Source organism: Longimicrobium terrae (genome assembly GCF_014202995.1).
GTDB classification, from domain to species: Bacteria; Gemmatimonadota; Gemmatimonadetes; order Longimicrobiales; family Longimicrobiaceae; genus Longimicrobium; species Longimicrobium terrae.
In genome coordinates, this window is sequence record NZ_JACHIA010000022.1 from 53,641 (window position 1) to 77,114 (window position 23,474).

Annotated in this window: 21 protein-coding genes; 17 read left to right on the forward strand and 4 right to left on the reverse strand. The window is 72.0% G+C overall.

Annotated features, from left to right (window positions below):
• Positions 1 to 82: 82 nt before the first annotated feature.
• From HNQ61_RS29720 to HNQ61_RS29725, 4 genes are read left to right on the forward strand one after another with little or no spacing between them, the layout of a single operon-like run.
• Positions 83 to 1,762, forward strand: coding sequence for a HEAT repeat domain-containing protein (locus tag HNQ61_RS29720; RefSeq protein ID WP_170038668.1), 1,680 nt, complete (start codon positions 83 to 85; stop codon positions 1,760 to 1,762).
• Positions 1,759 to 3,210, forward strand: a complete 1,452-nt coding sequence (locus tag HNQ61_RS23780; RefSeq protein ID WP_170038666.1) for an HD-GYP domain-containing protein — start codon at positions 1,759 to 1,761, stop codon at positions 3,208 to 3,210. Before HNQ61_RS29720 ends, HNQ61_RS23780 begins: the two co-directional genes overlap by 4 nt.
• On the forward strand, positions 3,188 to 4,003 hold the full coding sequence (gene trpA, locus HNQ61_RS23785; RefSeq protein WP_170038664.1) for a tryptophan synthase subunit alpha: 816 nt from the start codon (positions 3,188 to 3,190) through the stop codon (positions 4,001 to 4,003). The genes HNQ61_RS23780 and trpA overlap by 23 nt, the downstream gene beginning before the upstream one ends.
• Positions 4,000 to 6,117: a methyl-accepting chemotaxis protein gene (locus tag HNQ61_RS29725; protein ID WP_205762055.1), complete on the forward strand. Its 2,118-nt coding sequence runs from the start codon at positions 4,000 to 4,002 to the stop codon at positions 6,115 to 6,117. The genes trpA and HNQ61_RS29725 overlap by 4 nt, the downstream gene beginning before the upstream one ends.
• Before the next feature lie 124 nt (positions 6,118 to 6,241).
• Here the strand turns inward: HNQ61_RS29725 and HNQ61_RS23795 are convergent, their stop codons facing one another.
• From HNQ61_RS23795 to HNQ61_RS23810, 4 genes are all read right to left on the reverse strand, one after another.
• A complete protein-coding gene (locus tag HNQ61_RS23795; protein WP_170038662.1) occupies positions 6,242 to 6,934 on the reverse strand; it encodes a nucleotidyl transferase AbiEii/AbiGii toxin family protein in 693 nt (230 codons plus the stop codon).
• Positions 6,935 to 6,992: 58 nt separating this feature from the next.
• On the reverse strand, positions 6,993 to 7,259 hold the full coding sequence (locus HNQ61_RS23800; RefSeq protein ID WP_170038660.1) for a hypothetical protein: 267 nt from the start codon (positions 7,257 to 7,259) through the stop codon (positions 6,993 to 6,995).
• Between the two features lie 157 nt (positions 7,260 to 7,416).
• Positions 7,417 to 7,788 carry a hypothetical protein gene (locus HNQ61_RS23805; RefSeq protein WP_170038658.1) on the reverse strand — a complete coding sequence of 124 codons (372 nt, stop codon included), beginning with the start codon at positions 7,786 to 7,788 and terminating at the stop codon, positions 7,417 to 7,419.
• Between the two features lie 208 nt (positions 7,789 to 7,996).
• Entirely contained in the window at positions 7,997 to 8,812 is an 816-nt protein-coding gene (locus HNQ61_RS23810; RefSeq protein ID WP_170038656.1) for an FRG domain-containing protein, read from the reverse strand.
• A 356-nt stretch (positions 8,813 to 9,168) separates the two neighbouring features.
• On the opposite strand from HNQ61_RS23810, the gene HNQ61_RS23815 reads away from it, so the two are divergent.
• The 13 genes from HNQ61_RS23815 to HNQ61_RS23875 all read left to right on the forward strand — a co-directional run bounded on the left by HNQ61_RS23815 (position 9,169) and on the right by HNQ61_RS23875 (position 23,274).
• Positions 9,169 to 10,098 carry a ribose-phosphate diphosphokinase gene (locus HNQ61_RS23815; protein ID WP_170038654.1) on the forward strand — a complete coding sequence of 310 codons (930 nt, stop codon included), beginning with the start codon at positions 9,169 to 9,171 and terminating at the stop codon, positions 10,096 to 10,098.
• 167 nt (positions 10,099 to 10,265) lie between these two features.
• Positions 10,266 to 11,774, forward strand: coding sequence for an MraY family glycosyltransferase (locus tag HNQ61_RS23820; RefSeq protein WP_170038652.1), 1,509 nt, complete (start codon positions 10,266 to 10,268; stop codon positions 11,772 to 11,774).
• A complete protein-coding gene (locus HNQ61_RS23825) occupies positions 11,737 to 13,041 on the forward strand; it encodes a glycosyltransferase (RefSeq protein WP_170038650.1) in 1,305 nt (434 codons plus the stop codon). The genes HNQ61_RS23820 and HNQ61_RS23825 overlap by 38 nt, the downstream gene beginning before the upstream one ends.
• Positions 13,038 to 13,505: a hypothetical protein gene (locus HNQ61_RS23830; RefSeq protein ID WP_170038648.1), complete on the forward strand. Its 468-nt coding sequence runs from the start codon at positions 13,038 to 13,040 to the stop codon at positions 13,503 to 13,505. Before HNQ61_RS23825 ends, HNQ61_RS23830 begins: the two co-directional genes overlap by 4 nt.
• Before the next feature lie 58 nt (positions 13,506 to 13,563).
• On the forward strand, positions 13,564 to 14,040 hold the full coding sequence (locus HNQ61_RS23835; RefSeq protein WP_170038646.1) for a hypothetical protein: 477 nt from the start codon (positions 13,564 to 13,566) through the stop codon (positions 14,038 to 14,040).
• 20 nt (positions 14,041 to 14,060) lie between these two features.
• Positions 14,061 to 15,218, forward strand: a complete 1,158-nt coding sequence (locus tag HNQ61_RS23840; RefSeq protein ID WP_170038644.1) for a glycosyltransferase — start codon at positions 14,061 to 14,063, stop codon at positions 15,216 to 15,218.
• The gene (locus HNQ61_RS23845; protein ID WP_170038642.1) at positions 15,215 to 15,877 is read left to right on the forward strand and encodes a class I SAM-dependent methyltransferase; all 663 of its coding nucleotides are present in this window, start codon (positions 15,215 to 15,217) and stop codon (positions 15,875 to 15,877) included. The genes HNQ61_RS23840 and HNQ61_RS23845 overlap by 4 nt, the downstream gene beginning before the upstream one ends.
• Positions 15,864 to 16,787, forward strand: a complete 924-nt coding sequence (locus HNQ61_RS23850; RefSeq protein ID WP_170038640.1) for an FkbM family methyltransferase — start codon at positions 15,864 to 15,866, stop codon at positions 16,785 to 16,787. Before HNQ61_RS23845 ends, HNQ61_RS23850 begins: the two co-directional genes overlap by 14 nt.
• Positions 16,784 to 18,166 (forward strand): hypothetical protein, encoded by a 1,383-nt coding sequence (locus tag HNQ61_RS23855; protein ID WP_170038638.1) that lies wholly within the window; start codon positions 16,784 to 16,786, stop codon positions 18,164 to 18,166. The genes HNQ61_RS23850 and HNQ61_RS23855 overlap by 4 nt, the downstream gene beginning before the upstream one ends.
• Positions 18,166 to 19,305, forward strand: a complete 1,140-nt coding sequence (locus tag HNQ61_RS23860; RefSeq protein ID WP_205762053.1) for a glycosyltransferase family 4 protein — start codon at positions 18,166 to 18,168, stop codon at positions 19,303 to 19,305. Before HNQ61_RS23855 ends, HNQ61_RS23860 begins: the two co-directional genes overlap by 1 nt.
• Positions 19,293 to 20,246: a class I SAM-dependent methyltransferase gene (locus HNQ61_RS23865; protein ID WP_170038636.1), complete on the forward strand. Its 954-nt coding sequence runs from the start codon at positions 19,293 to 19,295 to the stop codon at positions 20,244 to 20,246. Before HNQ61_RS23860 ends, HNQ61_RS23865 begins: the two co-directional genes overlap by 13 nt.
• A 587-nt stretch (positions 20,247 to 20,833) precedes the next feature.
• Positions 20,834 to 21,727, forward strand: a complete 894-nt coding sequence (locus HNQ61_RS23870) for a glycosyltransferase (RefSeq protein ID WP_170038634.1) — start codon at positions 20,834 to 20,836, stop codon at positions 21,725 to 21,727.
• A complete protein-coding gene (locus tag HNQ61_RS23875) occupies positions 21,724 to 23,274 on the forward strand; it encodes a polysaccharide biosynthesis protein (protein WP_170038632.1) in 1,551 nt (516 codons plus the stop codon). The genes HNQ61_RS23870 and HNQ61_RS23875 overlap by 4 nt, the downstream gene beginning before the upstream one ends.
• Positions 23,275 to 23,474: the final 200 nt, after the last annotated feature.

Genomic DNA, 23,474 nt, shown 5'->3' on the forward strand with positions numbered 1-23,474 from the left:
CCGCCGACTGCTGGATTGTACGTGATCGTCATCGCGCATCCCGTGTTGCCACACCTGCTACACTTCTGATTCCGCGCGTCCCGTGACCGTGACCCTGCCCTCCGCCGGCCGTTCTGACGCCGCCTCCCCCTGGGAAGGCGACGCTTCGGTGCGCGCGGACGTGCAGGAGGTGGCGCGCGGATTCGCCAAGGCGCTGCGCACGCACCTGCTGTACGAGGGGCACTCGCCGGCGCTGGACCGCTTCGTGGAGACGCTTCGCGAGCGCTTCGCCACGCTGTGGGAGCGGCTGCCGTACCTGGTGCTCCAGGTGGAGGAGAGCGCGCTGATCTGGGAGGGGACGGCCGCCTTTACGGGGGAGGAGCGCGACAACCTCGCATTCTCCCTCTACAAGGACGGCGTCCGCGAGCTGACCTTTCAGCCCGGGTTCGAGGGCGACGACCTCACCGCGTTTCTGGAACTGCTGGCCCGCATCCACCGGCTGCGCGCGGACGAAGAGGACCTGCTGACGCTGCTGTGGGAGCACGACTGGGGCTACTTCCGCTACCGCTACGTGGAGCCGCTGTCGGAGGGCGTCAAGCTTCCCGAGGGCGGCGAGGGCGCGGCGGGACGCGCGTCGCAGCCGCCGCGCGAAGATCCGGCCCCGCTTTCCACCGTGTCCACCGAAGACTTCCGCGAGGCGCTGTACTTCCTGGATGAAGGGGAGATGCGCCGGCTGGAGGGCGAGCTGGACAGGGAGATGCACCGCGACCTGTGGACGGACGTCCTGAACGCGCTGTTCGACCGGTTGGAGGACGGCGAGGCGGAGCGGCAGGGGACGGTGGTGGAGATCTGCGGCGACCTGCTTCCCACCCTGCTGGGCGCGGCGCGGCTGCAGACCGCCTCGTACATGCTGGGCGAGCTGGTGCGCATTGCCACCTCGCGCCGCCTGGCGCCGCCGGTGATGCGCGCGGTCCGCGGCCTGTTTGACCAGATGGCCCGCGCCGACACCGTCGCCGAGCTGGCGCGCATCGTGGACGAGGCGGGCGAGGGGCTGAGCCGCGAGCACCTGTCGTCGCTCCTCTCCTTCTTTCCCCCCGAGTCGCTGGGCCCGCTGCTGCGCGCGGGGGAGAGCGCCGCGTCCGAGCACGCGCGCGCCGCGCTCATGGGCGCGGCGGAGCGGCTGGCCGGCGCCAACGCCGCCTCGCTGCGCGGATTCGCCTCCGACGCGGACCCCGGGATCGCGGCGGGCGCGGCGCGGCTCATCGGCCGGCTGCGGGTGACGGAGGCCGCGGCGGACGTGGCACGGCTGCTGGCCCGGCCGGAGCCCCGGCTGCGCCTGGCCGCGGTGGAGTCGCTGCAGGAGCTGCGGTCGCCCACGGCCAGCGGCGCGCTGGAAGGGGCGCTGGAGGACGCGGACCGCGAGGTGCGCGTGGCCGCGGCCCGCGCCATCTCCGCGCTGCGGTGGACGGCCGCCAAGCCGAAGCTGGAAACGGCGCTGGACAGCAAGCGGCTGCGCGAGGCGGACCTCACGGAGCGCATTGCCTTCTTTGAGGCGTACGGCGGATTGACGGGCGCGGAAGGAGTGCCGCTGCTGGACAAGGTGCTGAACGGAAAGAGCTGGCTGGGCCGGCGCGAAAGCGGCGAGATGCGGGCGTGCGCCGCGCTGGGGCTGGGACGCATCCGCCACCCCGCAGCCGACAAGGCGCTTTCCGCCGCCGCCGCCGACACCGACCCCGTGGTTCGCAACGCCGTGGGCCGCGCCATCCGCGCGCTTCGCCAATGACGGAAACCGCCACCCACCCCGCGCTGGTTTCCGGCGACGAACGCGGCCTGCAGCGCCGCGGCCGCGACCTGCTGTTTTCCGTCAGCGGCGCGCTGCGGGCGCTGCAGCTGTATCCGCTGGAGAACCAGACGGTCGTCAACGCGCTGGCGGAGCTGCACGCCATCACCCAGGACCTGCTGGCGGCGGAAGAGCAGCTGACGGTGCGGTTCGTGGGCGACTTCTTCTTCATCAACGACCTGCGCCTGCGCATCGACCTGCAGAGCTACGCCACCTACGGCGCCGTGGGCCGCGCCCTGTCGCGCCACGGCATCGGCGAGCTGGAGGTGTTTCGCGGCGTGGACGTGCCGGAGTGGACGGCGCTGCTGGCGCTGGTGAACACCGAGCCGGTGGCGGCGGACCCGTTCGGCGGCTTTCTGGAGCGGCTGGGGCGCACGGCGGTGCTGCACCTGGCCGTGGGCCCGGACCGCGAAAGCGAGCCGGACCTGCGCGACAACGAGGCGCGGCGCGTGGCCAAGCGGGCGTACGCGCAGACCGTGGCCGTGGCGCGCGAGGTGATGACGGGGCTGCGGATGGGCAAGGGCGTAAGCCTGCGCCCGGTGAAGCGCGCCGTGCAGTCCATCGTGGACCAGGTGCTGAGCAACGAGGCGTCCATCGTCGGATTGACGAATCTGCGCGACTACGACGAGTACACCTTCACCCACTCGGTGAACGTGTGCATCTTCAGCGTGGCGCTGGGCAAGAAGCTGGGGCTGAACAAGCACCAGTTGTACGAGCTGGGGCTGGGCGCGCTGCTGCACGACGTGGGCAAGGTGCGCATGCCGGTGGACCTCATCAACAAGCCCGGCGCGCTGACGGAGGCGGAGTTCGCCATCCTCAAGGAGCACCCGGCGGAGGGGCTGCTGCAGCTGTTTGACATGCGCGGCCTGGCGGAGCTTCCCCTGCGCGCCATGCTGATGGCGTACGAGCACCACATGAAGCTGGACCAGACGGGATACCCGATTTCGGTCCGCCCGCGCCAGCCCACGCTGTTCAGCCGCATCGTGGCCATCGCCGACGGGTTTGACGCGGCGACCAGCAAGCGCAGCTACCAGTCGCAGCCCTGGCCCGCGGACAAGGTGCTGCGCGAGATGCGCGACAACCCGGGGCGCGGTTTCGACCCGCTGCTGGTAAAGGCGTTCATCAGCATGACGGGGATCTACCCCGTGGGCAGCGTCGTCATCCTGGACAGCTTCGAGCTGGCGGTGGTGACGGCCCGCAATCCGCGGGCGGAGTCGGTGCACCAGCCCATCGTGCAGGTGATCTACGACGCGCTGGGGATCCGGCTGGAGCCGCCGCGCACGCTGGACCTGGCCGAAACGGATCCGTCCACGGGACGGCCGCTCAGAAGCATCATCAAGACCACCGATCCCGAGCGTTACGGACTGCATGTCGGCGACTACTTCGTCTGATCCTTCGCTGCACCTCTCCTTTGCGGCCGCCCGCGCGGAAAACCGCGCCGCCCTGATCCCCTACGTGACCGCGGGGCACCCCCGCACCACCGACACCGCCGCGGTGCTGGACGCGCTGGCGGAAGAGGGCGCGGACGTCATCGAACTGGGCGTGCCTTTCAGCGACCCGCTGGCGGACGGGCCCACCATTCAGCGCTCGTCGTTCGAGGCGATCGCGCAGGGGGTGGACGTGCGCTGGACGCTGGACCAGCTGGCGGACTTCCGCGCGCGCCACCGCACCTCCGTGGTCCTGTTCACCTACCTGAACCCGGTTCTGCGCCACGGCGTGGACCGCTTTCTGGCGGACGCGCACGCGGCGGGCGCGCAGGGCGTGCTGCTGACGGACCTGCCCGTGGGCGCGGACCCGGAGCTGGAGGGCAAGTTCGCCGCGTCGCCGCTGGACCTGATCCGCCTGATCGCGCCGACCACGACGCCGGCGCGGATGCGGGAGATCGCCGCCGCGGCGCGCGGGTTTCTGTACTACGTGAGCCGTACCGGCGTGACCGGCGCGCAGGTGGAGCTGCAGGAGGGGCTGGCGGCGGAGGTGGAGACGCTGCGCGCGGCCACCTCGGTGCCGGTGGCAGTGGGCTTCGGCATCAGCACGCCGGAGCAGGCGGCCACGGTGGCGCGCGTGGCGGACGGCGTGGTAGTGGGGAGCGCGCTGGTGGAAACGCTGCGCACGGGCGGGGTGGACGAGGGGCGCCGCTTCGTGCGGGCGCTGCGGCACGCCGTGGACGGCGCCCGGCGGCCGTGAACGAGCCCCGCCTGGCGACGGCGACCATTCGCCTGCTGCAGGGATACGCGCGCTTTCTGCTCATGGCGGGGGGCGCGGCCGTGCTTCTGGCGCTGGCGTCGGCGTTCCGCTGGGCGCCGGGGGCGTGGGGCGTGGTGGGCGCGATCCTCGGCGCGGCGGCGGTGGCGGGGCTGCGGATGGGCTCGGTGCAGCTGTCCAAGTTCAGCTACGTCACCATGACGGTGGTGCCGGTGGGCGCGCTTACGCTGCTGGGCGAGCCCGCCGCCGCCGTGTTCGCCGCGTGGGCGGGGACCGCCGCGGGCGACCTGCTGCGCCGCAAGGTGTGGTTCGCCTCGGCCGTGAACGCCGGGCGCGAGGCACTGGCCGCCGTGGCGGGGATCGCGGGGTACCTGCTGGCTTCGCGCGCGGTGGGGCTGGGCCCGGCGGACCTGGACCACGGCTACGCGCCGGCCTTTTCGCTGGCCGGGCTCCCCGTCCTGATCGTCTTTTTTCTGGCGTACTTCGCCGCCAGCCGCGGGCTCTTCTACTTTTCGCTCATCTTTCGCGGCAAGCTGACCGCGGCCGAGCGCAACGTGCTGCTGCGCTACGAGATCGTGTCCGCCGTGCTGGGGATGGTGGGCGCGGTGGGAGTCGCGTCCAGCTTCGCCTTTCTGGGGTGGCCGGGGCCGGTGATCATCGTGGCCTTCGTGGTGGCGACGGGGCTGGTGGCGCGGCTGCTGGTGGTGGAGGCGATTTCGTCGGAGGAGCTGCGCAAGGTGGCGGCGATGGAGTCGGTGATCACCGCCGGCATGCCGCTGGGCGAGTCGATGGCGGCCATCGAAGAGATGGCGGGGCGGCTGATCGAGTGGCGGTGGCTGCACGTGTACTCCGTGCGCGACGGCCGGCTGGTGATGATTCACCCGCCCATGGCGGACCCGGAGGGGCTGGACGCGCTGCAGCCGCTGCGCGAGCAGTCGTTCGCCACGGGCGAGGCGGTGGCGATGTCGGACCTGCACCGCGGCGGGGTGGGGGGCGCGCGCATCCCCGTGCGGTCGCTGGTGCTGCAGCCGCTGCTGTACGGACGCACCGCGCTGGGGCTGCTGGAGGTGGCGCACCACCGCCCGGACGTGTACCGCGGCCCGGAGCACCGGCTGATCGAGCGGTTCGCGCGGCAGCTGGCGCTGGCGCTGCAGCTGGACGGGCTGGTGCGGCCCATGACGGACAGCGCGCGCGAGATGGACGCGGCACTGCGTACGCTGGGCGGCCGGCTCACCAGCCTGCGCGAGAGCGGGCAGGGGGTGGCGAATACCGCGGCGGACATCCGCCAGCGCATCGCGGACCAGGGGCGGCGCACGGCGTTCGGGCTGCGGCTGACGGACGAGCTTTCGGCGTCGGCGCACGCCATGGCCACGGACGCGGGGGAGACGGCGGGGGCCAGCCGGGACACGCGCCGCCTGGCGTCGGAAAACCGCGGCGCCATCGCCGAGGCCATCGGGCGGCTGGTGGACCTGCGCGACTTCGTGGACGCGGAGGCGCGGGAAATGGGGGCGCTGGCCGGGACCTCCGCGCAGATCGCCAGCGTGGTGGAAACGATCCGCGCCATCGCCGACCAGACCAATCTGCTGGCGCTGAACGCGGCGATCGAGGCGGCGCGCGCGGGGGAGCACGGGCGCGGGTTCGCCGTGGTGGCGGACGAGGTTCGCAAGCTGGCGGACGACACGGGGCGCGCGGCGGTGCAGGCGCGCGACATGGTGGACGGCGTGCGCGGGCAGATGGCGACGGCGCTGGGGCGCATGCAGCAGGGCGCGTCGCGGCTGCAGGGGGTGGGCGACCTGTCGCGCACGGCGCTGGACTCGGTGGACCGCATCGTGGCCGCGGCGGAGGGGGCCGAGGGGCTCACGGAGCGGATGGCCGGGCGCGCGGACGAGCAGCGGCGGCGCATCGCCGGGCTGCGCGACGAGTTCGGGGCGGTGGCGGAGATCGCGGACCGCAACGGCGAGGGTGCCAGCGCGGTGGCGGACGCGGCGGCGCTGCAGGCGGAGACGCTGGAGCAGATTGAGCAGGCCACCGCGTCGCTGGCCGACGTTTCGGAGCGGCTCACCGGCTACATCGCGCGGCTGCACGAAGTCAGCTGATCGTCGTTTGATGGAGAAAAGCCGCGTCTCCGCTCGTGTGCGGAGGCGCGGCTTTGTTCATCCCCTGGGTCTGCAAACTGCCCTCACGCGGAGGCCGCGGGGGTTCGCGGAGGTCGCGGGGGGGTCAGGGCAGGTGAGGCGCGGCGAGTTCGACGCACTCGTCCAGCACGAGGGTGATAGTCTGCTGGATCGAAGCTTCGTCGAATGGTCGCAGGAGCCGCAGCGGGAACGGGGCTGCAATGGAACGGCCTTTACCCTGGGCGACGGCGGTGCCGATCGTTGCGGCGTCCAGACCAGGATCCGACTCCATCAGATCCCGAATGACAGCTCGCGCACGATCTCGGAATTCGCCCTCGTGCGGAATCGCACCGCTCGGGTCTGGCCGGGTCAGGATGGCGTGCAGGTCAAGAAAATCGCGGACTTCAAAGCGGTCGCAGATCGCATGCAGCTTACCCGCACAGAGATCTCGATAAGATGCGACCTCAATTGTTTCGGTGGTCACCTCTCGAGGGGCCAGGCGAAACGATGAACTCGCTCCGAAGTCCAGCTTTACGGCAATCCCCGAATCGGAATGCCTCGCCAGAGCCCTGGCATGCCACGCACTGGGCGAACCAACCACTTCCAGGCTGAATCCCGAATCGGCGAGTACTGGCGAGAGCACGCCAACGAAACCAGCCGCGTGGAAATCCGGATCGCCAAAGAAGTCCAAATCCTCCGACTCGCGGTGTCCCAGGAAGTACGCCGAGAGAGCGGTTCCGCCTTCAAGGTGCAGGGAGTGGATGTCATGGCGGCGTGCGGTTTCCGCGACGATGCGCATAAGTGCCGCATGCACGGGAGTAACAACTCCGGGAAGCGGGGTAAGCATTCAATTCCCGCTAGGCAGGATTGTCAAGATGGCGCACGCGCAGTTTGTCGACCATCAGCGCCCAGAACGTCCGCACGTTCCTCGGCAGGATCAATTCGTCGAATTTCTGAATCAGTGCCTCGGTGGGGACGATCCGGCGCACGTGCTCCAAATTTCCTTCGCGGAGGACGCGGCTGATGACCAGCGGATCGGTGCCATCGATCGCGACGTCCTTCTGCAGATCCCAGAACAGCTCCGGGAAGTCGCCATACGTGTACGGCCGGTCGGGCTTGTCCATCACTTGAGCTCCGTTGGGTTGTCAGTCAAGGATGCTGACTGACATACGCCAAAGCAATACTTCCGCCCCGGAATCGTGATCGAGCTGATCCGCCGCGGGAGAGCACCAGGGCAGGCGAAGGGGCGATCGCATTTCGGCTGGCGGCCCGTCTCATTTTCTAGTTTATCGCGATCGCCACGGGCTGCGTTCGGTGGATCGGGGAGTCTACGCCGCGCACGATGCCGCCGTCGAACGATTCCAGCTGCAGCACGCGGTAGATTTCCGGGAGCGCGCGGACTGCTCCCTCCCGCGCATCGATGATGACGAGCTGCTGGCGCCGGTCCAGGTTCCACCGAGGGACGGCGAGGTACCGTGAATCGTCTGACCAGACCATCGAAGGGCTGCACCGTTCCACCGTGAGGCCGGTGGAGAGGATCAGCGTGCCTGACGTCGGGGCCCCCATCGCGATCTCCCCCGCGTCCTCGATGCTCGCGGTAGTGCGCCCGTCCGGGCTGATGAGCGAGGCCGTATCGCTCCACGGAGAAATCACGTGCGCCTCCCGTCACGAATCACGAAGAACAATCCCCTTCCACCCCGCCACCCTACGCAACAATTCGCCCTGCGGAGTCCCCGCGACCTCCGCGACCCCGCGGCCTCCGCGTGAGAGCCGTTTGCGGACTTTCCGCCGGCGCAGGCCTCCGCCCGCGGCGCGGATGAGTGTGCGTACCTCCGCCACCGCGGTGTGCCCTCCGTGCTTCTCAGGGATGGCGCTCGTCGGGGAGCGGGATTTCGCCGCGGGGGCTGTAGTAGCGCCGCAGCCACGCGCTCAGCCCGTCCAGCCCGGGAAACAGCACGCGCTCGGTGACGTTGGCCTGGTCAAGCTTGTCGCGGATTTCCCACTTGAGTTCGGCGGGGATCACGATGCGGCGGTACAGGTCCGGGTGCGCCGCCAGCCAGTCGCCCATCGCGGCCTCGGGGCTCGACATCACGGCGAACGCGGCGTACTGGTTCACGATGCGCTCGTCCAGCGAGGGCGGCTCAAAGAAGAGCGCGAACGTTTCCCCGTCCAGCGCATCGAACTGCTCCAGCGTCTGCGACCGGCGCTGCAGCATCTCGACGGTGAAGACATTCGCCTGCTCAGCCTCCATTTCCGCCAGCAGCGGGGCGGGGAGGCGCGCGTGCACGGCGCCGAAGTCCACCATCCAGATCACCCCGTCGCGCGCGAACTGCTCCAGGCGCGCGGTGGCGAAGTGCATGGCCACCTGCGGCGAGAACGTCCAGTCCAGCAGGCGCGTGGGCAGGCCGTGGTGCTGCCCCAGCGCCAGCCAGTTCCACACGGAGTCGCTGGCCCGGTACTCCCGCGGTGCGTATTTGCGGAAGTTGCGCAGCAGGTGCTGCTCCATGCGCGCAAAGTCGCCGCCCAGCCGGTGCAGGCTGGTGGTGAGGGGATACGTGGCGCAGCTGACGCCGCGAAACACGTGCGGCGAGCGGATGCGCCCGATCTGCTCGTTGTACGACGCGTCGTAGAGCTGGTCGTTCAGCTCGGTCCAGCTGCGGACCCGGATCTCCTCCATCCTCCTCCTCGACCTGTCGTTTGCCCCATCCTCCGGTCTGACGCCATCCCCCCCGCGACCTCCGCGACCCCCGCGGCCTCCGCGTGAGATGCGGTTGGGGAGCCTGCGCCAGCACGGAGCGACGGAACGCGCACGAATCCGCCGCGCAGTTCCCCCGCGTACCTCCGCCAACCCCCGCGTCCTCCGCGTGAAACGGTTTTGTCCCCGCCGCCGCACGCACCAGACGATAGGGTCCGGCAACAAGCGTACGCACCCCGGTCCACCGCACGGGGAACAGATGGAATTGCGCGCGCGGGGCGTGTGCATGCATGTTGGCGCGCGACAGCGACGGGACTTCCGGGGATGACGAGGAGCGGATGGCGGAGATGATCCTGTTTGCGGGGGCGGGGAACCCGGCGCTGGCCAGGGCGGTGGCGGCGGAGCTGGGGATGGAGCTGGGCAGCTGCCGCGTGGAGCAGTTTCCGGATGGCGAAACGTCCGTGCACCTGGGCGAGTCGGTGCGGGGCAAGGACGTGTACCTGCTGCAGCCCACCTGCCCGCCGGTGAACGACAACGCCATGCAGTTGCTGATCTTTGCCGATGCCTTCCGGCGGGCGGCCGCGGGGCGCATTCACGCCGTGCTTCCGTACTACGGCTACGCGAGATCCGACAAGCGCACCGGCCGCCGCGAGCCCATTACCGCCAGCCTGATGGCGCTGCTGATGCGCGAGGCGGGGATCGACCACGTGATCACGGTGGACCTGCACACCACGCAAATCGAGGGCTTCTTTCCCGGCCCGTTCGATACGCTCACGGCCGTCCCCACGCTGTGCGCCGGGCTCAAGCCGGAGCTGCCGGCCGACACGGTGGTCGTATCTCCCGATGCCGGGCGGGTGAAGCTGGCCACGGAGTACGCGGAACGGCTGAACCTGCCGCTGGCCGTGCTGCACAAGCGCCGCGAGTCCGGATCGGAAACGCGCGTCACGCATCTGGTGGGCGAGGTGCGCGGCCGCACCTGCCTGATCATCGACGACATGATCAGCACGGGCGGCACGCTGGTGGAAAGCGTGACCGCGCTGCGCGACGCGGGGGCCAGCGGCTTTCTGGTGGCCGCCACCCACGGCCTGCTGCTGGACGGCGCCATCGACCGGCTGCGCACGGCGGGCGTAACCCGGCTGTGCGTGACGGACACGGTGCCCACCCCGGCGGACGGCGGCGGCATTCTGCACGTGGTGACGGTGGCGCCGCTGCTGGCGGGCGCGCTGCGGCGACTGTCATCCTCCACTTCGCTGGAATCGCTGTTCTGATGTGCTGCTACGACCGATCGTAGCACTTTACGACATATGTCTTGACCGCGGAGCAGTTCTAAGCTACTCTAAAACCTGATCCAATCGGTAGTTGCGGCGCGCGTACCTGTTTACGCCAGGATGCGCGCACCGCCGGGCCCGCCTGATTCCCCTCCGGACGACTGCCCGTGCCCGTCTTTCTGGTATTCGCCACCGCCATGCTCACGGCCCTGCTGGTGACCCCCGCGATCGCGCGGGTGGTGACCCGGCACGGGCTGTACGGCCACGTCCGCCCCTCGTCCGCCGAACGGCGCGTGCCGCGGCTGGGCGGGATCGCGGTGTGGCTGGCGACCACGGCGGGGCTGGTGACCAGCCTTGCCGCGCCGGGCGGGGTGACGGGACCGGACCGCTTCTTCGTGGGCGCGCTGCTGGCGGGAACGCTGCTGTTCGCCGCCGGGCTCACGGACGATCTTGTGAACCTGCGGCCCTCCATCAAGCTGCTGGCCCAGTGCGCGGCCGCGGTGGTGGCGTACGGCTTCGGGTTCCGCATCGAGGCCATCACCTTTGGCAACGGCTCCATCGAGGTGGGCGCGCTGGCGCTGCCGCTGACGCTGCTGTGGATCGTAGGGGTGACCAACGCCTTCAACCTGATCGACGGGCTGGACGGCCTGGCGACGGGGATCGGGCTGGTGGCGCTGACGACCACGCTGGCAGTGGCGCTCATGCTGGGCAACCTGGAGGTGGCGCTGGGATGCGCCGCGCTGGGCGGGGCGCTGGCCGGCTTCCTCCGCTACAACTTCCGCCCTGCGCGCATCTTTCTGGGGGACGGGGGGAGCCTGTTCGTGGGCTTCATGCTGGCGGTGCTATCCGTCCATGGATCCACCAAGAGCACGGCGGCCGTGGTGGTCGCCGTCCCCCTTCTCGTGCTCGCCCTGCCGCTGCTGGATACGCTGCTGGCCATCGTGCGGCGGTGGCTGCGGGGGACGCCGGTGTTTGGCGCGGACGAGCGGCACCTGCACCACCAGCTCATCGCCATGGGCGTGACGCACGTGCGCGCCGTGGTGATCATGTACCTGGCCGCGGCCACGCTGGCGGTCGTCGGCGTCATCCTCGCGTTCGGGCCGCCGTCGCTGGTGGCGGCCACGGCGGTGGGCGGCGCCGCGCTGTCCGTCATCCTCCTCCTGTTCGGCATCAAGCGGCTGGGCTACCACGAGTTCGTGGAGGCCGGCGCCGTGGTCCATTCGGGAATGCGCGGGCTGCGGCAGAGCATTCGCGACCAGATTCACGCGCGCGACGTGGCGCAGGTGCTGCCCCGGGCCGAGTCGCTTTCGCACGTGCAGGCCATTCTGCAGGACAACGCGGCCGCGCTGGGCCTGCTGTACGCCAGCGTGTGCCGCGAATCGTCGCGCGAGGGCGGGCGGTCGCAGCTGCCGCCGGAGTGCGCGGCGCGGGCGTGGAAGCTGGAATGCCCGGTGGACGACGATGATTCCGCCGACGATCCGTACGTGCTGCGCGTGTGGACGGAGGCGCCCGACGACCTGCGCCTGCTGACCGCGGACCGCACGGCGCGCGTTCTGGCCCACGCCGTGGGCGAGTGGCTGCGCGCGGACCGCGCCCCGCCCGCCGCCCCCGTGGCCGCCCTCCCTGACCGCACCCGCCGTGCACCCGCGCGTTCCGGCGCCTCCGCCGTCGCCTGACGCGGCCGCGCGCGACCCGCGCCCGCGGCCTCCCCTCCGGATCGTCTATCTGAGCGCCTCGGGCGCGCTGGGCGGTGCCGAGCGCGCCCTGCTGGACCTGCTGGCCAGCGTGCGCGCGGCGGAGCCGTCGTGGTCCCTGTGCGTGGTGGCGGGGGAGGACGGACCCCTCGCAGCCCGCGTGCGCGAACTGGGCGCGGAGGCGCACGTCCTCGCCTTTCCGCCGCGCCTGGCTTCGCTGGGCGACGCGGGGACGGCGGGGGGACGGCTGGGCAGGGCGGGGCTGATGGCGGGGATGGCCGCGGCCGGACCGTCCGCCGCGCTCTACCTCCTGCGCCTGCGCCGCCTGCTGGCCCGCCTGGCGCCGGACGCCGTCCACACCAACGGCTTCAAGATGCACCTGCTGGCCGCGTACGCGCGGCCGCGGGGCGTTCCCGTCGTGTGGCACCTGCACGACTTCGTGTCCGCGCGGCCGGCCATGCGCGGGCTGCTGCGCTCCGCCTCCGCGCGCTGCTCGGCGGCGGTGGCCGTCTCGGAGGCGGTGGCGGAGGACGCGCGGGCGGCGCTGGGCTCCGGACTGGCCGTGCACACCGTGCTGAACGCCATCGACCTGTCGCGCTTTCGCCCGGACGGCGAGGCGGCGGACCTGGCCGCGCGCGCGGGGCTGGCCCCGGCGGCGGACGGGACGGTGCGCGTGGGACTGGTGGCCACGATGGGGCGGTGGAAGGGGCACGAGACCTTTCTGCGCGCCCTGGCCGCGCTTCCCGCCGGTCCTCCCGTTCGCGGCTACGTGATCGGCGGCGGGATCTACCGCACGGCGGGGAGCGAGGTGGCGGTGGACGACCTGCGCCGCCTGGCCGCGGAGCTGGGGATCGCGCGGCGGGTGGGCTTCACCGGGCTGGTGGACGATCCCGCGGCGGCGATGCGGGCGCTGGACGTCGTCGTCCACGCCAGCACGCAGCCGGAGCCGTTCGGACTGGTGATCGCGGAGGCGATGGCGTGCGGGCGCGCCGTCATCGTGAGCGACGCGGGCGGCGCTCGGGAGATCGTCCGTCCGGGCCACGACGCGCTCACCGCCGCGCCGGGGGACGTGGCCGCGCTCTCCAGCGCCATCCACCGCCTCGCGGCCGATCCGGCGCTCCGCGCGGCGCTGGGCCGCCACGGGCGCGAGTCGGCGCTGCTCACGTTCGACCGCGCGCGCCTCGCGGAGAGGATGGTGCCGCTGTATCGTTCGCTCGCCGCCGCGCATCCGCCCGATTCCGGCCGATGACGACGCGCCTGCTCCGCTGGACCGTGCTCGTTGCCCTGCCCGCCGCGCTGGCCGGCTGCCTTGGCGTCCGGCCCGCGACGAGCACGGCGCCTTCGCCCCTGCGGAGCGCGGCCGCGGGGTGCTGGGAGCTGGAGATCGGCCCGCGCCTGCGGAGGCGGTGGCCGGAACCCGCGCGGGTGCGGCTGGACACGGCCGTCCAGGGCGAGCATCTGGCACTGCGCCTGCTTTCCGCGGAGGCGGATTCCGCGATGCGGTTCCACTTCCGGGGATGGGCTCCCCTGGCCGACGGCCGCGGGGTGTACCTCTGGATCGGCGACGGATTCACCGGCAGCGATGCGCGCCTGCGCGTTCGGGGGAATGCGCTCTCCGGCACGGCGGCCACGACGTCGGACGTCCTGGAACTCATCCGGCACGCGCCGGTCACCGGCCGGCGCATCGCCTGCCCGGACGAGTTGGCGCCCTGATTGCGCTTGGGCCCGTCCGCATCCATCGTCCAGCATCGACCCTCCATCCAATCTGACCATGACCGCACACAACCGAGGACTCCTGCTGACCGTGCTGGCGCTGGCCGGCTGCGCGACCGCGGCTGAACCGGCCGCCGGCCCGTCCTCCTCCGCCTCCACGGTGCAAGCCGCCGCGGGGTGCTGGACGCTCAGCATTCCCGGATCGCGCGGCGGCGCGCTGCCTCCGCTCTCCGTCCTGCGCCTGGACACCGCCGCCATCTCCGCGCGCCCGGCGGACGGAATGCGCCTGCGCCTGTTCAGCCCGGGCGAGATCAACCGGCGGATCGGCGGCCGCAGTTCGTGGATGCAGGTGGAAGGCGGCGAAACGCTGCAGATCCGCGTGGAGGATGAGCGGACCTCCGTGGAGGCGCGCGTGCGGGTGATGGGCAACCGCATGACCGGGCAGGTGCGCGGCGGCAGCGGCACCGTGCCCCGCACCTCGGACTGGATGCCCCTGCGCGGATCGCGCGTCACGTGTCCCGCGGAGCTGTCCTGAGCACCGAGCCATTGCGGGTGATGCACGTCTACGCCGGCAACCTGTACGGCGGCGTGGAGCGGATGCTGGCGGTGTTCGCGGCGGAGGCGTCCACGGACCCGCGGCTGGAGCAGTCGTTCGCCCTGTGCTTCGAGGGGCGCCTGGCGGATGAACTGCGCGAGGCGGAGGCGCCGCTGGACGTGCTGGGCCCCGTGCGCATGCGCCGCCCGCTGACCGTCGTCCGCGCGCGGCGTGCGCTGGCGGAGGTGATGGAGCGGCGGCGCCCGGACGTGGTGGTGTGCCACTCGTCGTGGACGCACGGCATCTTTGCCTCCGTGGCGCGGGACCGCGGCATTCCCGTCGCCTTCTGGCTGCACGACGCGGTCACCGGCCGCACCTGGGCGGACCGCCTGGCCAGACGGACGCGGCCGGACGCCGCGCTCTGCACCAGCGCCTTTGCCGCGACCACGCTGGAGCGGCTGTGGAGCGGCGTGCCGTCCGCCGTCGTGCATCCCCCCATCATGCACCACACGGTGGACCCGCTGCGCGGCACCATTCTGCGCGGCGTGCTGGGGACGGGGCTGGACGAGGTCGTCATCCTGCAGGCCAGCCGCATGGAGGCGTGGAAGGGGCACCGCGTGCTGATCGACGCGCTGGGCCTGATGGCCGGCAGCCCGGGGTGGACCTGCTGGATCGCCGGCGGCCCGCAGCGCCCGGCGGAGGAGGTGTACCTGGAGGGACTGCGCGCCCGCGCGGAGGAACTGGGGATCGCCCACCGCGTGCGCTTTCTGGGGCAGCGGGCGGACGTGCCGCTGCTGATGGCGGCGGCGGACATCGTCTGCCAGCCCAACCTGCAGCCGGAGCCGTTCGGCATCACCTTCGTGGAGGCGATGCAGGCGGGGCGCCCCGTCGTGGGCACCGCGGCGGGCGGTACCAACGAGGTCGTCGTGGAATCCACCGGCTTTCTGATCCCGGTGGATGACGCCGCGGCGCTGGCGGACGCGCTGCGGACGCTGGTGGAGGACGAGGCGGTGCGGCACCGGTTGGGCGCGGCGGGCCCGGGCCGGGCGCGCGAACTGTCGGACCCGCTGCGGCAGATGGAGCGGATGCGGGCGGTGCTGGCCGGCATCGTGCGGGCGGACGGCGCCAGGGCGGATGCCGCGGTCGCGGATGCCGACGCGGCGAGGGCGGGCGGATGACGGACGTGGAAGAGCGCGCGCGCCGCAGTTTGGGCACCAGCGGCGACGCCATCTACCGGATGACGGAACGGGCAGTGGCCGCGCGGCACGCCGGGCGCGGCACGCTGGTGGACGTCGGCTGCGGCGCGGGACGGCTGTGGCCCTTTCTGCGCGCCCGCTTCGACCGCTACGTGGGGGTGGACGTCGTCCGCTACGACGGCTTTCCGCAGGACGGCGAGTTCCACGCGCTGGACCTGGACCGCGGCGACGTTCCGCTGCCGGACGGCACCGGCGACGTGGTGTGCGGGGTGGAAACCATCGAGCACCTGGAAAACCCGCGCGCTTTCGTGCGCCTCCTCGTCCGCCTGGCGAAGCCCGGGGGATGGGTGATCGTCACCACGCCCAACCAGCACAGCCTGCTGAGCAAGAGCACCTTTCTGCTGCGCGGCGAGCACGTCCACTTTCAGGACTCCTCGTATCCCGCGCACATCACCGCGCTGCTGGAGGCCGACTTGCGCCGCATCGCCACCGAGGCCGGACTGGCGGAAATCGCCGTGGAGTACAGCGCGTCCGGCCGCGTTCCGGGGACGGGGAGCCACTGGCCGTCCCTGCTTTCCAACGCGTGGCCCCGCGGCTTCAGCGACAACCTTCTGCTGGCGGGGCGCCGTGCCGAACGCTGACGCGCTGGCCCCCGCGCCGCTCTGGTTCCGCGCCGCGCGCGCCCTCATCCGCCAGCTTCCCGCGGGCCGCTTCCGCGCCTTCAACCGGCTGGCCGGTACGGGGCTGCCGCCCTTTGTGGACTACCTGGGTCCCGACGCCGGGGGGCTGGCCTACCGATGCGACCTGCGCAACCTGATCGCCCGCGAGCTGTGCATCACCGGCCGCTATGCCCCGGTGGAGACGGCCATGGTGCGGCGGCTGCTTCCGCGCGGCGGCGTGTTTGTGGACGTGGGCGCCAACCTGGGCTACTTCGTCCTCGTGGGCGCGGCGGCCGTGGGCGCGGGCGGGCGGGTGATCGCGCTGGAGCCGGACCCGCGCATGGCGGCGGAACTGGAGGAGAACGTGCGCCGCAACGCGCTGGCGCAGGTGGCCGTGGTCCGCGCCGCGGCGTCGGACCACGCGGGAACGGCCACGCTCAGCGGCTACGCGGAGGATGGCGGCAACTTCGGCACGTCCACCCTGCTGGGGGATGGCGGCGGGGTGACGTTCGACGTCCCCTGCGCCCCGCTGGACGACGTGCTGGACGAGCGCGGCGTCTCCGCGGTGGACCTGGTGAAGGTGGACGTGGAGGGCGCGGAGCCCTGGGTGCTGCGGGGAATGCGGCGCGGGCTGGCCGCGGGACGCTACCGCAGCGTGCTGGTGGAACTGCATCCCTGGACGTGGACGGACCGCGACGCCACCGTGCGCGAGATGGTGGGGCTGATGCGGGAGTGCGGATACACCGCGCGGATGAGCGAATCCGCCCCCAGCGCCACCCGCCGCGCCCTGTACGGCGGCGCGGGGGAGGCCGTCTCCGTTCCGTTCGACGAGACCACGCCGCTGGGCGACTGGCCGCACGTGCTGTGGACGCGGGGCGGGGACGCCGCGTGAACACCGCCGCCCGGATGATTCCCGCCACGCGCGTGGTGCAGGGCAGGCCCCCGAAGAAGACCTTCGCCTGGGTGCCCGCCTTCATCATCTTTCAGCTGCTCTGCCAGTTGGCGCTCATCGTGGGCGACATCGGCTGGGCGCGCGTCATCGTGCGCATCGCGGCGTTCGGGGCCAGCCTGCTGCTGGTGTTCGGGCTGCGGGGGCGCGGATCGGGGTATCCCGCGGCCAAGCCGGCCATCGCGGCGCTGGCGGCGGTGGGCATCTGCATCTTCCATCCGGAAACCCGCAGCCTGATGGCGGGCGTGGCGCAGGTGGCGCTGTACCTGGCCGTGCTGGGCCCCGTGTTCTGGGTGCCGCGGCTCACCAGCATCGACCTGGCCATGCTGCGCCGCGCGGTGATGGTGCTGTGGGCGTTCCACACGGCCAGCGCCGCGCTCGGTGTGCTGCAGGTGTACCGCCCGGGCACGTTTCAGCCCCCCGTCAGCGCCGTGGTGGAGAGCAAGGGCAAGGGCTACGTGGAGTCGCTCAAGATCACCACGGCCAGCGGCGAGCGCGTATTCCGGCCGATGGGATTGACGGACGTCCCCGGCGGCGCCTCCATCAGCGGACTGTACGCGGTGCTGCTGGGCGTGGGCTTCTTCCTGACCCGCAAGCAGCCGCTGGCGCTGGCCGCGTCGCTGGGGAGCATCGGGCTGGGGGTGATGACGCTGTACCTGTCGCAGGTGCGCGCGCTGGTGGTGATGACGGGAATCGCGCTGGTGGCCGTGGCGGCGGTGCTCCTGTTCCGCCGCGACGTCAAACGGCTGTCGATGCTGATGGTGGGCGTGGTGGGCGTGGTGGTGGCGGGGTACCTGGCGGCGGTGAACATGGCCGGCGCGGCGGTGGCGCAGCGCATGGCGTCGCTGGTGGCCAGCAAGCCCGGGCAGGTCTACTACGACAACCGCGGCCGCTTTCTGGAGGACGCGCTCACCAAGACGCTGCCGAGAGCGCCCATGGGCGAGGGGCTGGGACACTGGGGGATGACGAGCAGCTACTTCGGCGGCAGCGCCCCGCAGACCAAGAACATCTGGGTGGAGATCCAGTGGGCGGGGTGGATCGTGGACGGCGGCGCGCCGTTCCTTCTCCTCTACCTGGCCACGCTGGCCGTCGCCCTGTGGACGGGATGGGGTATCGCCCGCTCGCGCCCGCCCTCCGCCGAGGCGGCGGACCTGCCGTTCTGGGGGGCGATCGTGCTGGCCTACTCCATTGGCGCCACCGCGCTGACGTTCTCGTATCCCATCTTCCTGTCCCAGTCGGGAATGGAGTTCTGGCTGCTGAACGCCACCCTGTTCGCGGCGGCGCGGCACGCCCGGCTGAGCGCGGCGGCGGCGCGCGGATGATGGCGGAGCGGAGGCCGTGGGTGATCGTGGCCGGCGACTTCGTGCGGACGGGAGGGATGGACGCCGCCAACCACGCGCTGGCCCTGTACCTGGCCCGTTCCGGGCGCGAAACGCACGTCGTGGCGCACCGCATCGCGGACGACCTGGCGGCGGAGCCCAACGTGCTCTTTCAACCCGTGCGCCGGCCGTTTGGCAAGCACTCGCTGGGCTTTCCGCTGCTGGACCGCACGGGGCGGCGGGTAGCGGCGGTGCTGGCGGCGCGCGACCCCATCGTGGTCGCCAACGGCGGCAACTGCGCGGCGGGGAACGTGGTGTGGCTGCACTACGTCCACGCGGCGTATGAGCCCGTGATCGCGGGGCGGAGGATGACGGGGTGGTGGCATGCCGCCGCCCGCCGCGCGGCGCTGGCGGACGAGGCGCGGGTGACGGCAAAGGCGGATCTCGTCATCGCCAACTCCGGGCTGACGGCGCGGCACGCGGTGGACCTGCTGGGCGCGGCGGAGGATCGCGTGCACGTGGTCCACTACGGCGCGGACCCGGACCGCATGCGCCCGCCGACGGCGGAGGAACGCACGGAGGCCCGGCGCGCGCTGGGGTGGACGGACGGGCGGCCCGTGGTGGCCTTCATCGGCGCGCTGGGGGACCGGCGCAAGGGGTTCGACACGCTGTTCGCGGCGTGGACGCGGCTGGCGGCGGACCCGGCGTGGGACGCGCGGCTGGCGGTGGCGGGAACGGGCGGGGAACTGGAGGCGTGGCGGGCGCGCGCCGCGGACGCGGGATTGGCGGACCGCATCGTCTTTCTCGGCTTTCAAGCGGACGTGCGGACGCTGTTGTGGGCGGCGGACGCCATTGCCTCGCCCACGCGGTACGAGGCGTACGGGCTGGCCGTGCAGGAGGCCCTCTGCTGCGGTCTTCCGGCGCTGGTCAGCCGGGCGGCGGGTGTCGCGGAGCGCATTCCCGCGCCGCTGGACGGGCTGCTGCTGGCGGACCCGGACGACGCCGCGGAACTCGCGGGAAAGCTGCGCGGATGGCGGGAAGGGATGGACGGGCACCGGAAGGCCGCGCTGGCGCTTTCCGCCCGGATGCGGGCGTGGACGTGGGATCACATGGCGGAGCGGATCGTGGAATGGGCGGAATGAACGAGGCGCGGTTCGATCCCGTAACGGCGTGCTGGATCTGCGGCGAACGGCGGCTTTCTCCCGTCGCCCGGGCGATCTTCGAGTTTTCCAACTACGCGGGGCAGGATCCCGAACTGCACGCGGCGCTCACGGGCGAGAGCATCGACCTGGTGCGCTGCGCGGACTGCGGCTTCGGGCAGCCGGCCGGCCTTCCGTCGCTGCCGGACTACTTCGGGCGGATGTACGACCAGCGCTGGTCGGCGGAGTGGCTGGAGGCCGAGTTCCACGACGGCACCAAGGACCTCATCTTTCACGAGGTGCTGCGCGGGCTGCAGCGGCGCGTTCCGCCATCGGAGCGAACGCTGCTGGACCTGGGCGCGCACGTCGGGCGGCTGATCCACCTCGCCGCGCAGTCGGGGTGGCGCGCGGAGGGGATCGAACTGAACCCGCGCACCAGCGCGTACGCCGAGCAGGCAACGGGATTGAAGGTGCACCGCGCGGACCTCCGCGATCTGGTGGCGGAGGGGCGGCGCTACGGCGCGGTGACGCTGGTGGACGTGCTGGAGCACATCGCGGAGCCGGTGGATGCGCTGCGGGGCGTGCACGGGGTGATCGCGCCCGGCGGATGGATCGCGGTCAAGGTGCCGCACGGGCCCAATCAGCTGATGAAGGAGCGCATTCGCGGGCGGGTGTTTCGCGGATATCGTCCCACGGTGGCGGACAACCTGGTGCACGTCTCGCACTTTACGCCGCGCGCGCTGCGGATGGCGATGGAGCAGGCGGGCTTTGCGGACATCGACATCCGCCCCGCCGTCCCGGTCGTGCCGCCGCAACGTCCGGGGATGGGCCGCGCCGCCCGCGTCGCCTTTCTGCGCGGAACCGCCGCCGTCGCCGCGGCGCTGCCGGGAGGCGCCAAGTCGCCGCTCGCCATGAACCTGCAGGCGTACGGCCGCCGGGTGTAGAAGGGCAGTGCTCAGGTTCGAGTGATAGTGCCCAAGTTCCAGTGCCCCGGTTCGGTCGCGAAGTCCCAGGAAAGGCGCTAGACGCCGACGGCGTCATCCTGAGGGAGCGTGCGTTGGACTTTCGGCGGCACCGAAGTACGGCGCGACCGAAGGATCTACTACTCGCCCGCAGGTGGCGTGCGTCTCGCGAGGGTGCCCGGCGCGGGAAGGGCAGAACCGTCGGCGGGACCGAGGCCGGGCGGGCGGAGCGGCGTTCCGTCCGGCGGTTGAAACCGCGCCTCGAAAAACACGAGTCCGCCTTCGCGGACTGGGCATCCGGCCGCGATGTGTTGCCCGCAGCGCATCCGTTGGAGCAACGGACGGAACGCGGACGCCGGAGCTCTGCGCCGAATCCGCCGCGGCGCTGAGGTCTCCCTTTCTCCCGCGGAGCGGGGGAGAGGGCCGGGGAGAGGGGGCCCCTCCGCGTGCACGACACCTTGCCGCGAGCGGCCGGTCTCGGCGGAACGATCATCCGCGCCCGGTACCGAAGAATCAGGTCCAACGGATGCCGCCCGGGGGCGGGTCCGCCGCTTTGAATGGAGGGATGGGTGGGGCAATCCGGCATCGAACTGTCCGTCATCATCGCCACGCACAACAACCTGCCCACGCTGCAGAAGGGGCTGGAAAGCTGGGCGCGGTTCGCCGCGGACCAGCCCGTGGAGCTGCTGGTGGTGGAGGACGGCTGCACCGACGGCACGCGCGAGTACCTGGACGGCCTGGCGTGCGGGGGATGGAACGGCCCCGCGTTGCGCGTGCTGCACGAGGACAACGCGCACGAACTCGTCTGCACCAACCGCGGCCTGGCCGAAGCGCGCGGCGACCTGATGCTCAGCTGGCACGATGACATGTTCATCCTGCAGCCGTGGTTCATCCCCGAACTGCTGGCCACCTTTCGCGCCTATGACGATGTCGGCCTGCTGGCGCTGAGCCGCGGCCTGGTATTTTCCCCCATCGACGAGCCCGTGGTCACCTGGGACGACACGGTGGACTGGCGCCGCATGCGCAGCACCGTGGGCCCCGCGCCGCTCAACTGGGCGCGGCTGTACGAGGTGGACGGCGTGATGCGCCCCTGGGCCGTCCGCCGCGCCTGCGTGGAAAAGGTGGGCCCGCTGGACCCCGTCTTCCGCCCGACGGAGTGGGATGAAAGCGACCTGTGCTTCCGCATCCGCGAGGCGGGGTGGAAGGTGGCCACGCATGGATACGAGCGCGACGGCGCCTACGTCCATCAGCTGAGCACCACGTACGGCCGCACGCCCTCCGCCAAGCGGCAGGAGATCGGGCTGCGGAACGGGTCCATCTTCTACGAGCGGTGGAGCGACGCCATCCGCCGGGATCACGCACGCACCCGCAAGACGTGGCTGCGGCGCGCCACGGCGGCGGGATGGGCCTCCACGGCGCGGCAGATCGCGCGGTTCGCGGCGGGGCGGCGGGACGCGCCGTGAGCCGAACCCGCCGCGCGGGGATCGCCGCCGTCTTCGGATACCTGCAGTTCGGGCTGGCGCTGGCCTCCGGAATCCTCGTCGTCCCCTTCGTGCTGGCGAAGGTGGGCGGCGAGGCGTACGGCGTATGGCTGGGCTTCGGCGAACTCGTGGCGTATTCGGCGATGGCGGACCTGGGCGTGCTGGGCGTGCTCCCCTGGCTGATGGCCGAGGCGGACGGCCGCGGCGACCGCGACGAGCTGCGCGGGCTGATCGCGGCGGGAATGGCCGCGGCGGTGCTGGCGGCCGTAGTCTTTGCGGGGCTCGCGCTGGGACTTCTCGCGCTCGCGCCGGGGATCACCGGGGTGAGCCCGGCGCAGCACCACGCGGTCATCGGCCCGCTGATGTGGCTGGTGGCGGGGATGGCGGCCGGCTACCCGGTGCGCGTCTTTCACGCCGCGCTCACCGGGCTGCAGGACGTAAGCTTTCTGGGGATGATGGGAATCGCGCAGGCGGCGCTGAACGTGGCGCTGATGATCGGGATGCTGGCGGCGGGGCAGGGCCTGTACGCGCTGGCCGCCGCGGCCACGATCCCCACGCTCGCCGTCGCCCTCGCCAGCCTGGCGCGGGTGGCGCGGATCGCGCCGGACCTGCTGCGCGGGTGGCGGCTTCCGTCGCGGCGCATGCTGGGGACGCTGACGGGGCAGGGGATCGGATCGTGGACGGCGGGGCTGGGATGGCGGATGATCAGCGCCACCAGCAACCTGGTGATTCTCGCCACCGCCGGGCCCGCCGCGGCCGTCGCCTACTCGCTCACCGCGCGCCTGGGCGACGTGCTGACGCAGATGAGCTGGCAGCTTCCGGACGCCGGCCTCGTGGGCCTCGCGCAGCTGCGCGGAACGGGCGACCGCGAGCGGGTGAACGCCATCGTCGTTTCGCTGTTCCGGCTGACGCTGCTGGGGGCGGGCGCCGTGGCGTGTTCGGTGCTGGCCTTCAATCCCGCGTTCGTGGCGCTGTGGGTGGGCGCGGACCAGTTCGCCGGGCTGGGGACCAACGCCTTGCTGGCGGGCGGCGTGCTGGCGCTGTCGCTGGGGCACGCGGTGTTCGTGACGGCGTCCACGCTGGGCGCGCGGGTGCAGATCGGCGGGGCGTCGCTGGCGCAGGGCGCGGTGCACCTGGGCGCGGCGATCGTGCTGGGGCGGATGTTCGGCGTGGCGGGCGTGGCGGCGGCGGCCATCGTAAGCACGGCGGTGGTGGCGTATCCCGCCGGGGTGCACTGGCTGGCGCGGGGGACGGGGATGTCGCACGGGGAGCTGTGGCGGCGCGCGCTGGGGCCGTGGTTCGCCCGGGCGTCGCTGCTCCTGCTCCTGGGCGCGGCGACAGGGATCGTGGGATGGCGGTCGTCGCCGATGTGGCTGCCGCTGGCCGCGGGGCCGGTGCTGGGCGCGCTCTATCTCTGGTGGATGCGCCCGCTGTACGAGGGCCTGCCACTCCCCGAGCGGGTCCGCCCCGTGCTGATGCGCCTGCGCCTGCTGACCGAGCAGGGCGGATCAGGCGTGCCGCTGCCCTGAGCGCGGCTTCCGCGCGGAAGGCGTCCGCGGCCTCCGCCATCGAACGCCAGCCTCGGCGACTATGCGGGCCGACTACCGGCTCTTCCCCGAGCGCGCGGAGGAACGAGAGCGAATGAATCCGCCGCTCAAACAGCGGTAAGCCCCGACACCGGCTGCTGGCGCATCCGGTTCGGGGCTTCAACTGCTTTGTACCGCGCGAT